Annotated in this window: 10 protein-coding genes and 4 pseudogenes; 3 read left to right on the forward strand and 11 right to left on the reverse strand. The window is 47.3% G+C overall.

Annotated elements, in window-relative coordinates; all coding sequences use genetic code 11:
• Positions 1-187: 187 nt before the first annotated feature.
• The 10 genes and pseudogenes from DW830_RS13825 to DW830_RS13870 all read right to left on the reverse strand — a co-directional run bounded on the left by DW830_RS13825 (position 188) and on the right by DW830_RS13870 (position 11,768).
• Positions 188-919, reverse strand: a complete 732-nt coding sequence (locus DW830_RS13825; protein WP_119250296.1) for a class I SAM-dependent methyltransferase — start codon at positions 917-919, stop codon at positions 188-190.
• A gap of 100 nt (positions 920-1,019) precedes the next feature.
• Positions 1,020-2,258, reverse strand: a complete 1,239-nt coding sequence (locus DW830_RS13830) for an ABC transporter permease (RefSeq protein ID WP_119250297.1) — start codon at positions 2,256-2,258, stop codon at positions 1,020-1,022.
• An 11-nt stretch (positions 2,259-2,269) separates the two neighbouring features.
• Positions 2,270-3,042: pseudogene (locus tag DW830_RS16750) on the reverse strand (ABC transporter ATP-binding protein).
• A 24-nt stretch (positions 3,043-3,066) separates the two neighbouring features.
• Positions 3,067-4,248 carry an efflux RND transporter periplasmic adaptor subunit gene (locus tag DW830_RS13840; RefSeq protein ID WP_119250298.1) on the reverse strand — a complete coding sequence of 394 codons (1,182 nt, stop codon included), beginning with the start codon at positions 4,246-4,248 and terminating at the stop codon, positions 3,067-3,069.
• A gap of 83 nt (positions 4,249-4,331) precedes the next feature.
• Positions 4,332-5,665, reverse strand: a pseudogene (locus tag DW830_RS13845) (TolC family protein).
• A 255-nt stretch (positions 5,666-5,920) separates the two neighbouring features.
• Entirely contained in the window at positions 5,921-6,586 is a 666-nt protein-coding gene (locus DW830_RS13850; protein WP_119250299.1) for a DUF4476 domain-containing protein, read from the reverse strand.
• A 706-nt stretch (positions 6,587-7,292) separates the two neighbouring features.
• Positions 7,293-8,995 (reverse strand): annotated as a pseudogene (locus DW830_RS13855) (acyl-CoA dehydrogenase family protein).
• Positions 8,996-9,030: 35 nt separating this feature from the next.
• A pseudogene (locus tag DW830_RS13860) lies at positions 9,031-10,052 on the reverse strand (electron transfer flavoprotein subunit alpha/FixB family protein).
• Positions 10,053-10,109: 57 nt separating this feature from the next.
• Complete coding sequence (locus DW830_RS13865; RefSeq protein WP_117663769.1) at positions 10,110-10,979, reverse strand: electron transfer flavoprotein subunit beta/FixA family protein; 870 nt, start codon at positions 10,977-10,979, stop codon at positions 10,110-10,112.
• Positions 10,980-11,165: 186 nt separating this feature from the next.
• Positions 11,166-11,768, reverse strand: a complete 603-nt coding sequence (locus DW830_RS13870; RefSeq protein WP_089545011.1) for a riboflavin synthase — start codon at positions 11,766-11,768, stop codon at positions 11,166-11,168.
• Between the two features lie 201 nt (positions 11,769-11,969).
• On the opposite strand from DW830_RS13870, the gene DW830_RS13875 reads away from it, so the two are divergent.
• From DW830_RS13875 to pepI, 3 genes are read left to right on the forward strand one after another with little or no spacing between them, the layout of a single operon-like run.
• Positions 11,970-12,722, forward strand: coding sequence for a DUF1016 N-terminal domain-containing protein (locus DW830_RS13875; protein ID WP_119250300.1), 753 nt, complete (start codon positions 11,970-11,972; stop codon positions 12,720-12,722).
• A gap of 7 nt (positions 12,723-12,729) precedes the next feature.
• Positions 12,730-12,921 (forward strand): PDDEXK nuclease domain-containing protein, encoded by a 192-nt coding sequence (locus tag DW830_RS13880; protein ID WP_119250301.1) that lies wholly within the window; start codon positions 12,730-12,732, stop codon positions 12,919-12,921.
• Positions 12,922-12,975: 54 nt separating this feature from the next.
• A complete protein-coding gene (pepI, locus tag DW830_RS13885) occupies positions 12,976-13,863 on the forward strand; it encodes a proline iminopeptidase (protein WP_119250302.1) in 888 nt (295 codons plus the stop codon).
• Positions 13,864-13,880: 17 nt separating this feature from the next.
• On the opposite strand, the gene DW830_RS13890 is transcribed toward pepI, so the two are convergent.
• Complete coding sequence (locus DW830_RS13890; RefSeq protein ID WP_147487274.1) at positions 13,881-14,258, reverse strand: hypothetical protein; 378 nt, start codon at positions 14,256-14,258, stop codon at positions 13,881-13,883.
• Between the last annotated feature and the right edge of the window lie 441 nt (positions 14,259-14,699).

Genomic DNA, 14,699 nt, shown 5'->3' on the forward strand with positions numbered 1-14,699 from the left:
TTGTCTCAGCAACCATCCAAGATATATAGATGGTTGCCAAGCCACTGTGTCCCTTATATAAAAACATTATAAAGCCTTTAGGCTGAGATTATTATCCCGAACTGAGGTAGTATCTATGATAAAATATAAAGAAAAAGGAGTTAAGATGAGGGTCTTAACTCCTTTTTCTTTATATATATCGTCTTTATTATGCTTGGAAGATTCTCGCCAGATAGTCATAGTGTTCGCCTTCTGCCACGAGTTCACCATGCAACCCGCAGGTTTCGGCGATGGATTTCAGTAATGGGAAATCCACGTAGAGCCAGTCGAAGCGGTCGCCCTTTACATCCTTGTAAATCATCTGATAATCTACTTCTCCGTAATAGGCTCCATTCAGATTGATGTCGAAACTTCCATCCTCATTCTCGTAGATGTATTTCAGGTCAGAGGAATCGATGAGAATCTGACCGCCCGGATTCAGCAACGCCTTCAGACGCTGGAAGAGGGCTGGGAGATGTTCTATCTTCCCGGCAATTCCCGTTCCGTTCATCAGAAGGAGAATCGTATCGAAACCCGTTCCCAGATGATCGTCGAAGAGATTGATGCATTCCGCATCCTTCACCCCTCTCAACTTCATTGCTTCGCAACTTAAAGGCGAAATATCTATCGCCTTCACCGTAAAGCCCTTCTCCTGCAGGGCGAGCGTATGGCAACCGCTTCCGGCTCCAATATCCAGCACCCGTCCCTTGGCTAGCTGCAAGGCTTTCTGCTCCAGCACCGGCATTTCCGGGACGCTTCTGAAGAGATGGGTTACTGGCATTTCGTCTTCCTCGAACATCGAAGAGAGCACTCTCAGTCGGGCCGCCTTCCCCTGCTTCTGGAAATCGAGAATGGCTGCGCCCATCGGGTCTTTATCTGCTGATAATATTTCTGTATTCATTTTCTTTCTATCTTGTATCTTAAGTTTCTTGAATTCTTCTGCAAAAATACAATAAAGTTTTGATAAAACAGATATATTTCTGAAAAAACTAATCAGATTTTTATTCGTATCTGATTGCCTCGATAGGGTCGAGTCTTGCTGCCTTCTTGGCTGGATACCATCCGAAGAACACGCCCGTAAAGGTACATACGGCGAAACTCATGATGATGCTCCAAGGCTCTATCTGAGTGGCTATGTGCAGGAAGGCATTCAGACTCAGCGACAGACTCACTCCCAGAATCACTCCGATGATTCCACCGGTTACTGAGAGCAGAATCGCCTCGATGAGGAACTGGTTCAGAATGTCAATTCCCCTGGCTCCCACACTCATTCGAAGACCGATTTCACGGGTTCGCTCGGTAACGGAAACGTACATAATGTTCATGATTCCAATACCGCCCACCAGCAGGGAGATTCCTGCCACACTGCCCAGAAGAATGGTGATGGTGGACATGGTGGAGTTCATCATGCTGGAGATTTCCTCCTGCGAACGGATGTTGAAATCATCCTCATCAGCCTCGGTGGTGGCAGTAGCGTCCTTCAGCTTATGGTTGCGGCGGAGAATTTCTGAAATCTGATCCTGCGCCGGCTGGGAAGCCTCCTCGGTAATGGCTGAACATACGATTCCGCCCAGATAGGTCTGTGCTAGGATTCGCTTCATCACGGTGGTGTATGGGGCGAGGACGAGGTTATCCTGGTCCATACCCATCGAGTTGTAACCCTTCTTCTGAAGCACACCTATCACACGGAACGGGATGCTGTTGAAACGTACTACCTTGCCGATTGGGTCGCTGCCGTCGGGGAAGAGATAATCCACTACGGTCTGACCGAGAATGCAGACCTTGGCAGCTGCCTTGATGTCGGTATCGGTAAACATTTCTCCATCTGCCACCTTCAGCTGGCGGATACTCAGGTAATCCTGGTTCACGCCATAGATGGAACTCTGCGTATTGTTGTTGCCGTAGATCCACTGTCCTGAACTGTTTACGGTAGGCGAAATGGCACTGATGTAATTACAATCCTCCTTGATGCTCTGGTAGTCGGTCTGCTTCAGGGTCTCCATCGATGAAGCATCCTGTCGCACACCGCCTCTCATGTCGGCACCCGGCGAAATCATAATCATATTGCTACCCATCTCGGCGATGTTCGCCTTGATGCTCGCCTTACTTCCCTGTCCGATGGCAAGCATCGTAATCACGGCAGCAATACCGATGATGATGCCCAGGGCTGTGAGGAAGGAGCGCATCTTGTTGGCTGCTATCGCTCGAAGTGCTATCTTTAAAAGATTCTGATAATTCATTTTCTATACTATTATTCGTCCGTATTGGCTGGCAGAGCGGCAAGACCTTCTGCAGCCGAAAGGATGTTGTCATTATAGGTGTCGCTGATAATATGTCCGTCGCGCAATTCGATGTTGCGGCTGGAATACTTGGCGATATCCGGGTTGTGGGTTACGAAGATGATGGTTCTGCCCTCGGCGTAGAGCTTCTGGAAGAGAACCAGAATCTCGAAACTGGTTCTCGTGTCCAGATTACCCGTTGCCTCGTCGGCGAGAATCACGGCTGGATTGTTCACCAGTGCTCGGGCGATGGCTACACGCTGCATCTGTCCACCCGACATCTGATTGCTCTTATGATAGAGTCTCTCGCCCAATCCTACAGCCTTCAGAGCTCGATGGCACGCTGCTTGCGCTCTTCTGCACTGATGGCAGGATTGTACATCAGCGGCAGTTCTACATTCTCCACGCTCGTGGTCTTTGGCAGAAGATTGTAGTTCTGGAAGATGAAGCCAATCTTGCGGTTGCGCAGGATGGCTCTGTCGTTGCGGCTCATCTTGCGCACGCTCACGCCATCCAGGTAATATTCACCCTTGGAAGGGGTATCGAGACAACCCAGCTGGTTGAGCAGGGTTGATTTGCCGGAACCCGACTTACCCATAATGGTAACGAACTCGCCCTCGTAGATCTTGAAGCTTACGCCTTTCAGGGCGTGGACGGTTTCATCACCCACAAGAAAGTCGCGGCGCACGTTGTCGAGCTCTATCACCACCTTCTTGTTCTCGTTGTTATTTGATGTTTCAGACATAATGATTCTTTTTTACTTCTCCCCTTACTTCTTCTTTCCTCTAGGACCCGGACCGCTGATCAGTCCCTGGCTCTGCTGTGGAGCATCCTCTTCTTCCGGAACATTCACCACGATTTCCGTAACAATCTTATCGCCCTGCTTCAATCCCTTGGTGATTTCTGTATTGATTCCATCACTCTGACCGATGGTTACAGAATGAGCGGTGAGGGTGTTGCCATTCAATGTCCAAACCTTGTTTTTACCCTTGCAGTCCACGATCTTCATATCCTTGCCCACGGTTTCCTTGGTAGGGGTAAAGCGGAGAGCCTTGTTGGCTACGGCGAGCACGCCGCTGCGCTCCTGGGTGTAGATGGTAACGTTGGCAGTAAGACCCGGCTTCAGTTTCAAATCAGCGTTTGGAGCAGAGATTACTACCTCGTAAGTTACTACGTTGTTGGTAGTTGTAGCTTCCAGACGCACCTGCTTCACGGTTCCCTCGAAGGTATCATCCGGATAGGCATCTACGGTGAAGGTTACTCGGTCGCCCTCCTTTACATTGCCGATATCAGCCTCGTCCACGTTGGCAACCACCTGCATGTTGGTCAGGTCCTTGGCGATGGTGAAAAGCTCTGGGGTGTTGAAGCTTGCTGCTACGGTCTGACCTTCCTCTACGCTCTTCGAAATCACGGTTCCGTCGATAGGAGAGGTGATAGTAGCATAGCCGAGGTTGGTCTGCGCTCTCTGTACGTTTTCCTTGGAAGAGGCAACCTGCTCCTTCGCCTGGCGATAGGTGAGAAGGGCATTCTCGTATTCATCGGCGCTGACAAGTCCCTTCTTGTAAAGGGTTTTGTAGCGCTCCATATTGGCTGCCTGATAGTTCAGACTGCTCTGTGCGCTGGCTAGGTTTGCCTTCGCGGTATTCAGTTCGCTCAGGAGATTGGTCTTGTCAAGTTCTGCAATGACCTGTCCCTTCTTTACCTGGGAGTTGTAGTCCACATAGAGTTTGTTGACGATACCGCTCACCTGGGTACCCACGGTTACTGAGGTTACAGCCTCGATGGTACCCGTAGCGGTTACGCTGTTCTGCAAGGTTTTCAGCGCCACTTTTTCCTCCTTGAAGTTAATATCTTCCTCCTTTTTTCCGCCCGACATCGCCCATGCCGCCACGGCAACGATTACTATCACCACGACAGCAATCCAGATTTTGCTAATTCTCAACTTTTTCATTTATATTCAGATTAATTTAATTCGAAATAATAAAACTTTGTTAGGGAGGGGAGTTAAGGAGCTCCTTAACTCCTTCACCCTCCTTAAATATGTCCCTCCTTATAGAATTTCAACATATTGATGTTGAGGATGGCGAGGTATTTCGCCTGAAGCTCGTTCTGCTTCGCTTTGAGCAGGTTATCCTTTCCTGTTCTTAGCTCAACGATGTTCTTCAATCCCAGCTTAAACTGCTCGCTCAGCAGATTGTAACTGGTCTGGGCACTCTCGCTGCTAACCTTCGCCGCCTTAAACTGGCTCTGGTTGGTGGTAGCCTGCAACCAGTAGTTCTCTATGGTAGAGTAGAGCTGAGTCTGCTGGTTCTTCAGGTCGAGCTGGATGTTTTCGCGCTGAATCAATGCCTTGTTCACCTGAGTCTTAGTAGAACGGTTTTCAAAGAGAGGGATGCTCACGCCTACGCCGCCTCCAACGCTGAAGTTGGTCTTCAGCTGCTTGGCAAGACCATTGTTGTTCATGGAAGTATTGCTGGTGGAGAAACCGCCGTTAGCGCTGATGGTAGGCAGCTTGCCCGCCTTCGCAATCTTGATGTTCAAGTCGTTTTGAGCCAACTGGTTCTTGATGGTCTTGAACTCCGGACGGTTTTCGAGAGCCGCAGCATAGACTCCGTTCATTGCCGGAACAGCCACGAGTGCCATCTCATCGGTGGTATTCGGAATCTCGATATCGAACGCCTCATCGCTTGTAATCAGAAGCAGTTCCTTCAGCTGTCGCTTGTAGTTCTTCACATTGCTTTCAGCCTGCACGATGTTGAATTCATCCTGAGCTCTCTGAGCGGTGAGCTGTGCCAGGTCTGCCTGACTCATTTTTCCAATCTTCACCATCTCCTTGCCACGTTCTTCGTTCTGCTGGCTCGAGAGATAGCTCTCCTTGTTCACCTGGATAGCCTCCGTGGAGTAGAGGATCTGCACGTAGAGCTGTGCAATCTGTTCCTGCAGCTTGATAGCCTGAGTGGCAGAATCAAGATCGGCAGCCTCTTCAGCAAGTTTGTTCAGCTTGATCTGGTTATGGTTCTTGTTTCCGTTCCAGATGGTATAGTTTCCCGCTACAGAATAACTTCCGTTGTAATATACTTTGTCCACACTTGCTCTTGAGAAACCGTCTCCGCTGATTCCGCTAGCCACCCACGGTGTATAGTTCACGCTTTGGTTGGTGCTGGCACTGAGCGAAGGAAGCAATGCCGCTTTCGACTGTAGATATCTTCTTGGGCGCTTGCCTTGGTAAGTTGCGTCTTCTGAAGAGAAATGTTGTTGGCAAGCGCATAGTCGATACAGTCTTTCAGCGACCATTGTCTGGCTTGCGTTGCTAATGGTGCCGCCACAAGGAGCAGAGCAGCCATCGCGTTTTTTACTTTTCCGTTCATAATCTTTTTCTGTTTTCTTTTTACCTGTTTTATTTATTTCAGAAACGTTATTAATCTGATTACATTTAGACGGAAAAGTTTAGCATAAAGTTTCAATTTTAACAATCCTTGTGATTTTTGTGAAAAAATGGCAAGGGAGGGGGAAAAGAAAAATCCGTGAGCAAGATGCGCATCTTGCTCACGGATTTGATTCTGTGGTTATCTGGTATCCGTTAGGCGTCCTTCCGGATTTGCAATCCGCATCAATCACCTTATTTATTTGCTATTTCTGATGATTTCCTCAGCCTTATCCTTTTCGCTGTCAAAGCTGAATACTTTATAGATGAGACCTGTATTCTGAAGATCCACGATATGTGGCGCCATCATTTTGAGCGCTTTCAGCTGTTCGTCGTCGAAAGGGAATATCTTCATGATGCGGACCACCTGGGCGCAGGAATAATAGCAGCCGAGGCTTGCCACTTCTATCAGGTCGAACTTGTTGTCATCGAAGCTTGCTTTCTTCACCTTATTATATAGTTTGGAGAAGGAAGCATCATCGAGGCTGTAGCCGTAATCCATTCTGCCATCGGGATCACATCTTCCATCGTAGAGGGGTGGAGTAGGGTGTTGTGGCTGCTGTACATTTGATGTCTGGCTGTTGGGGTCTATGATTCTTGTATTGTACTGCACAACCTTTCCGTTTCTGTCGAAGAAGACCGTGATGTACTTGGAATCTCCAAACAGATTATTATATTTAGCATATTCCCATTTGTCCCCATACATGTCGAAACTGGTGAGTTTAGGTTCTCCGAGAATGGCTATTACTTCCTGCTTGGTCATTCCCCGCTCCACGTTTCTTTTTCCCTTAGCCGAAGCCGAGAGGCATACGGCAAACATCAATATTGTTGTGACGATGAGTGCCATTACTTCATTTCTTTTCATAAGCGATACTGTTTTTGAAAGTTATAATCTTGAGCCCCTTTTAAAAAGAGTGCTCGGTCATTATCTTGTTTACGCCTGCAAAAGTACTACTTTCTTCCGAAAAAAACGAGATGGATTCCCTAAAGTAGAAGGGGGAATCCCTATTCCTGATTAGGGTGAAAGGTTACGACCTCAAGGTGGAAAAGATACCTGCTAAAGAGCAAAGGATACCACCTCGGCATGGTACATTTGGCGAAAAGATGGTAATTTTGGTGGATTGAAAGAGCCTTATTCTGATTTTTGCCTGGCAATGGCACAATATTGCCCTCAACCAGGGCAACTTTGTGCCATTGCCAGGCATGAAACGATACGTCGGGAGAAAGGTTTCTACAAGATTATCTCTAACTTCCGACGTGTACTTCCCTGCCGCATGCAGTGGCGTTTCTGATGTAAAAAAAGCCACTTTCGTTTTTACCCTTCACTCTTCACCAAATCGTCTGAACCCCCGATAAACACTAAGGGTGTAAGAGGTGAAGAGCTGGTTGTTACTCTTCACGGTCGTAATTCTTTGTATATAAAATACTTATGCTGTATTGGTGAAGAGTGAATAGTGTTTTTGAGAGTAGCTTTCTAAAAAACGAAGAAATCCGTGGTAAGAAAGGTTTCTTGCCCACGGATTTCTTATATTTGTTATGCGATAAGCTTCCCAAAGGAAAGTTGCTGATTCTTATGCCTTGAAGCTCTCCAAGTCTTCTGCCTTGAAGTTCTGGATGTATGCTGAATGACCGAGAACTTCCTCCTCTGCCATGCGAACATATACGTTGGCACTCTTGGCAAACATCTCTGGTGCTTGGTAGCATCGTCGAGGATGAGGAGAGACATCACGATGTCGCCAGTCATGTTGTAGAGACGGCGAGCCAGGAAGTCGTGAACTGCCTGATCGTTAGCCTCCTTCACCTTGTTGATGGCAGCCTCGTAAAGATCTACGAGTTTGGCAACGCGCTCCTTCAATGCCTTCAAATCATCTGATACCTCGTTCTCCAACATCTCCTTGATGATGCTGAGATAAGTACCGTTGGTGATGTAGCGGATGGCTGCAACAACCTGAAGCTGGGTGGTTCCCTCGTAGATAGAGAAGATGCGGGCGTCACGGAACAGGCGCTGGCACTTGTACTCCATAATGAAACCAGAACCTCCGTGGATGCTGATGGCATCGTATGCATTCTGGTTAGCATACTCTGAGTTCATACCCTTAGCCAATGGAGTGAATGCATCGGCAAGACGGGTGTATTTCTTCATCTCCTGACGCTCCTCTAGAGTGAGCTTAGTGTCGCGGGCGATGTCTTCCAAAGCCTTGTAGATATCTACGTAGCGAGCGCAGCAGTAGAGGAGTGAACGGCCTGCATCCAACTTAGCCTTCATTCTTGAAAGCATGTCGTAAACGGCTGGGAAGTTGATGATCTTCTCACCAAACTGAGCACGCTCCTTGGCATAAGCCAAGCCCTCATTGTAAGCCTCCTGCTCAACACCTACACTCTGAGCTGCAATACCCAGACGGGCACCGTTCATCAGAGCCATCACGTACTTAATCAAACCGAGACGGGTGTTACCGCAAAGCTCTGCCTTGGCATTCTTGTAAACTAACTCGCAGGTAGGAGAACCGTGGATACCCAACTTATGCTCGATGTGACGAACTGTTACGCCGCCATCACGCTTGTCGTAGATGAACATAGAAAGACCACGACCGTCCTTGGTGCCTTCCTCTGAACGAGCCAGAACCAAGTGGATGTCTGAGTCACCATTGGTGATGAAACGCTTCACACCGTTCAGACGCCATGTGCCGTCCTCATCCTGTGTAGCCTTCAGCATCACGCGCTGCAAGTCAGAACCTGCATCAGGCTCAGTCAAGTCCATACTCATGGTCTCGCCTGCGCAGATGCGAGGAATGTACTTCTGGCGCTGCTCCTCAGAACCGAACTCATAGAGTGTATCAATACAGCTCTGGAGAGACCAGATGTTCTGGAAACCTGCATCAGCAGCAGCAATGATTTCAGAAGCCATAGAGAAGATGGCGTTAGGCAGGTTCAAGCCGCCGTAACGACGAGGCATAGACAAGCCCCAGAGGCCAGCCTTGCGGGTAGCATCGAGGTTCTCGAATGTCTTGCTGGCATAGATCATGCGGCCGTTCTCCAAGTGTGGACCTTCGAGGTCAACATCCTCAGAGTTTGGTTCGATGATGTTAGCAGCTACATCGCCGGTAATATCCAGCAATCGCTTGTAGTTCTCGATGGCATCCTCGTAGTTGACAGGAGCATCTTCAAACTGGTCTTTTTCTGCGTAATTTCTTTCCTTCAAGTCCACAACACGCTTCATGAGCGGATGATTCAAGTGGAACTCTATTTCAGGATGGTCTGTATAATAATTAGCCATTTTGCTTTTCTTATTTAAATAATGTGTAATGCAGATTACTTAGAATTCTGCTTGTAGTACTTGATGAGCTTAGGAACCACATCCTCTACATTACCGTTGATAACGTAGTCGGCAATCTTGTTGATTGGAGCATCAGGATCGTTGTTCACAGAGATGATTATACCTGAATCCTGCATACCGGCGATGTGCTGAATCTGACCAGAGATTCCGCAGGCGATATAAACCTTAGGATGAACGGTAACACCAGTCTGACCAATCTGACGGTCGTGATCTACCCAGCCTGCATCTACGGCAGCACGGGAAGCACCTACCTCACCATGGAGGAGATGAGCCAACTCGAAGAGCTGGTCGAAACCTTCCTTGCTTCCTACACCATAACCGCCGGCTACAACGATGGCAGAACCCTTCAGGTTGTGCTTGGCAGCCTCTACGTGGTGGTCGAGTACCTTTACTACAAAGTCTTCAGCAGGAACATACTTGCTTACCTCTGGATAAACGACTTCCTTCTTGCACTCACCCTCGTAGATGCTCTTCTGCATTACGCCGGAGCGGACTGTAGCCATCTGAGGACGGTGCTCTGGGTTTACGATAGTAGCCACGATGTTACCACCGAAAGCTGGACGAATCTGATAGAGCAGACCCTCATAGTGCTTGCCGCTCTTCTTGTCGTCGTAATCACCGATTTCAAGCTCTGTACAGTCGGCGGTAAGACCGCTGGTCAATGAAGAAGAAACACGAGGACCGAGGTCGCGACCGATAACGGTAGCACCCATCAGCGCAATCTGAGGCTTCTCCTCCTTGAAGAGGTTGACGAGAATGTCGGTATGTGGAGCTGAAGTGTATGGGAACAATCCCTCAGCATCGAAAACAAATAATTTATCTACACCGTAAGGGAGAATCTGATCCTCTACCTGACCCTTGATGCCGGTACCAGCCACGATGGCATGGAGCTCCACGCCCTGCTGGTTAGCGAGCTTACGACCCTTGGTGAGCAATTCCTGAGATACTCGGCAACGGATGTGCCTTCTACCTCGCAATATACAAATACGTTGTTCATTGTCTTTTTTGATAAAGCATTTTTAAATGAATCGGAATCTGAATCATCCTTCGATGATTAACCGATAATACTTTCGTCCAACAATTCCTTCATCAGTCCGTCAATGTCCTCATCGCTGCTGGTCAAGGTCTTGCTCTCCTTTGCCTGGAACACGATGTTCTTCACGGCCTTCACCTTGGTAGGTGAACCGCTCAAACCACACTGTGCAGGGTCGCCGTCAACATCGGCAACGCTCCACTGGTTCAGGGTGAGGTAAGGGCGCTCCTCATAGAGGTTAGCCCAAGGCTCATCACCCTTGCGCTCCATAGGGCAGGTAGCGTATTTATATTTCATTACGAGCTTCACGTTGCATGGGCGACATGGAGCAGCACTTCCGTTTACGGTGATAACCAGTGGCAATGGAGCCTCTACGGTCTCAACACCACCATCGATGAGGCGGCGGATAGTAGCCTTGCCATCCTCTACCTTGAGGATTTCCTCGGCGTAGGTTACCTGGTTCAATCCCAGTTTCTGAGCCACCTGAGGACCCACCTGCGCAGTATCACCATCGATAGCCTGGCGACCACCGATCACGATATCCACATCACCGATCTTCTGGATTCCGGTAGCAAGGGCATAGGAAGTAGCCAATGTATCAGCACCGGCAAAGAGGCGGTCGGTGAGCAACCAACCGGTGTCTGCACCACGATAAAGACCCTGGCGGATGATTTCTCCCGCACGAGGAGGACCCATGGTCAAAATTCCAACTGTAGAACCTGGATTCTGCTCCTTCAGACGGAGAGCCTGCTCCAGCGCGTTCAAATCTTCAGGATTGAAGATAGCAGGAAGGGCTGCACGGTTTACGGTGCCCTCGGCTGTCATCGCATCCTTACCCACATTTCTTGTGTCAGGTACTTGCTTGGCAAGTACTACGATTTTTAAACTCATATTTTTAAAAATGGTTATTGTTATAATTCTCTTAAGTTGTTAGTGTTCGGAGCTCAAATCCTTGATTTGGGAGCAAACACGTCGGCAAAAGTACCATTTTTTTGTCTTTTACCCAAATATTTTAAAGAAAAAATGCACAAATGTCTTTATCTTGTGCGCAAAAAGAGACATTTGTGCAGGTTTTTCTTACTCGAAGCTTTTCAATCTTGCGATATACTTGCCGAGAATATCGAATTCTATATTCACCACGGTTCCTACTTCGATGTTGCAGAAGTTGGTGTTCTCTCGGGTGTAAGGGATGATGGCTACGGTGAAGGTGTTGTCGGTTGGCTCGCAGACGGTGAGCGAAACGCCGTTCACGGTTACGCTGCCCTTATCTACGGTGAAGTAGCCCTTGCGCGCCATCTCCTTGTTCAGTTCATATTCGAAGGTGAAGTAGGTAGAACCGTCTGCATCCTTCATGTTGATGCACTTGGCGGTTTCATCCACGTGTCCCTGCACGATATGGCCGTCCAGTCGGCCGTTCATGATCATCGAGCGCTCCACGTTCACCTTGTCGCCCACCTTGAGCAGTCCCAGATTGCTGCGGTCCAGGGTTTCCTTCATGGCAGTAACGGTATAGGTACCGTCCTTGATTTCCACCACGGTGAGGCAGACGCCATTGTGCGCCACGCTCTGGTCGATGCCGAGTTCATCTACGAACGAACATTTCAGGGTAAAGTCGATGTTCTCCTTATCCTGCTTAATCGCCACTACGGTGGCCATTTCTTCTACGATTCCACTAAACATATATTCTATTTTTATTTGGTTTCATGATTATTTAAAATGCAAAGATATTGCATTAGCTTGAAGCAACCAAATTATTTAAGTTCTTTTGATAAAATAATCGAGATATATTTGTTTAATTGCCATATTTTTTATATTTTTGCACATTATAATATATGCACATGATAAATGTGATATACATGTCTTTCCAAAACTCTACCGAATATGAAGAAGAATGAAATCCCAGTGGCGCAAAACAATGACTTCGATGGTCTTGTAGCCCATATTCAGCAAACGCAAGATGTATTGCAGAACAATGCTCGCTTAGTGATAAATCGCCACGTCACAGCCAAGGCTTGGTTGACGGGCTATTATATTGTGGAGTATGAGCAGAAGGGAGCTGATAGAGCTAAGTATGGTGAGCAACTTTTGAAGAAGTTGGCAGAGAAGTTGAAAGACAAGAAGACTTTCAGCTATAGAAGCCTAAATATTTATCGAAAGTTTTATTTGGCTTATCCTGCGTTGAATGACCAAATTATGCATTTTGTTTTGTCTTTGCCGTCAATTGTGCAGACAGTGTCTGCACAATTCCAACTGTCTGTTAATCATGGTATAGGAAAAATGCAGACAGTGCCTGCCGAATTGCCAATAGCGACGTTGGTTGATAAAGAAATACAGACAAAGCCTGAATTGTTATTCAATAAATTGTCCTTTTCGCATCTGTCGCTATTGCTTTCTGTTACTGACCCTTTGGAGCGTGCTTTCTACGAGATGATGGCAATTCGTGGCACTTGGAGTGTCAGAGAATTGCAACGCCAGATAGATTCCAACTATTATTTCCGCAGTGGATGGAGTCAAAAGCCTGAGGCGTTGGCGAAGTTGGTGGAAGGCAAGGCTGAGACAGATACGCTCGCCCTTGACATCAAGTCGCCATTTACCTTTGAGTTTTTGGGTTTGCAAGCTTGCTTACTATCGTAAGAATATCATGCAGCCAGATGATAATCCGCCAATCGGTATTCTCCTTTGCTCGGAAGTAGGACAGGAAATGGCAGAGTACTCCTTGCTCGATTTGGACGAGAGCGTGTTTATCTCAAAATATCAACTCAACGTGCCTTCCAAGGAGCGCATGACGGAATTCTTGCGTAAGGAAAATGAGGGACTATATAATAAGGTATAGGAGCAGCAAAATTAGATGATACAGTTTAGGTAACAATAAAAACATTTGAAGACAATGGAAATCAAGGAAGGATATATGCCCTTCATGGGCTATCAAACTTATTATCGTATCGTAGGTAAAACGGAAGAGGGCAAGAACCCTATCATCCTTTTGCATGGTGGACCAGGCAGTACCCACAACTATTTCGAGCTATTGGATAGGGTAGCGGAATCAGGTAGAGCTGTCATCATGTACGACCAGTTGGGCTGTGGCAACTCATTTGTGGAGGGACATCCCGAACTCTGGACTCCTGAGACTTGGCTCAACGAACTCTGTGCGCTCATCGACTATCTCCACATCGACCATTTTCATCTCTTGGGACAGTCGTGGGGTGGCATGCTCGCCATCATCTATCTGATAGAGAAGCAAGCAAAGGGCGTGAAGTCAGCCATCCTCAGCAGTACCCTTTCGAGCAGCAAACTATGGGCGAGCGAGCAGCATCGCATGATTAAGTTTATGTCGAAGAAAGACCAGCAAGCCATTGCAGAGGCAGAGGCGAAGGATGACTTTTCTAGCGAGGCGTATGCCAAGGCGAATGAGCACTTCATGCTCTTGCATTGTGCAGGCGAGGTAACGAAGGATAGCCCAGAGTGCCTTCGCCGAAAGAAGCGTGCTGGTGCTGAGGCTTATCTTTATGGTTGGGGACCAAACGAATACACTCCTACTGGTACGCTCCGTGATTATGATTACACCGACCGTCTGGGCGAAATCCAAGTGCCTTGCTTGGTGATGAGTGGCACCAACGACCTCTGTACTCCATTGGTAGCAAAGACGCTCTACGATGGTATCCAAGATTCCAAGTGGCATCTCTTCGTAGGAGCCCGACACATGCCATTTGCCGAGCAAAATGATGAATATTGCAAGGTGTTGGAAGAATGGATGGAGGAGAAAGAGGGAAAGTGATTTGGCACTTTCCCCTTTTATTTCATGATATTGTATGCGATTGATACCTTGGGGCGGAATGTACAGTAGTTGTATTGATGTTCAGCCTGTGCATAATGAATGTAGCTTATGCCAACTCCCAAGCTATAGCGCAGTTGTTTCAATGCACCTTTGATTTCACCAAAAGCATACACCTTGTTATTGTCTGTCTTGTTCAGGGCGAATACATCTCCTTGGTAGTTGTTCATAGTGTGCTTGTAGGTATAGGCCAAGCCTACGGAGAGCGTAAATGGCTTCAGTCGGTTCTCATAGATAATCTCGGAAAGCAAAGAGGCGGTCTTGCCTTTCACGTCATATTGGTAAGGGCTTCCTTCATCATAGTAACTGCTTGACTGCGTTGATATGTAAGTTCCCACAGCATTGGCGGTGATGGATTGGTGGGATGTGAGTTGACGAAAGAAATAAAGGTCTAAGACAGTGAATAAAAGGCACTTTTCAAGAAACGCTCATTCAGAATGAGTGTTTTTGCTCAGAATTACTCATTCTGAATGAGTAAAAATGATAGAAATTACTCATTCTGAATGAACAAAAATGAAGATTTATTTGGTTGTTTACTTAAAAAATCGTATTTTTGCAAGCAAATAAATGATTGAACATGAAAGAGTTATTAAAGCAAATTATATTTGAGCAGCAGGAATACTGCAAGAACATAGCACAAGATACTGTGCCGAGAGACATAGAGGAAGAGGTAAGCGGCTCCGCGTTTATACCTTGCATAATCAAAAAAAAGCAGTAACAGCTGATTAAACAAATGCTGCTACTGCTTTTTCCATCGGTCGGGAAGTAAGTCTCTATAT

This window comes from Prevotella sp. AM34-19LB (assembly GCF_003468525.1).
Taxonomy (GTDB): Bacteria; Bacteroidota; Bacteroidia; order Bacteroidales; family Bacteroidaceae; genus Prevotella.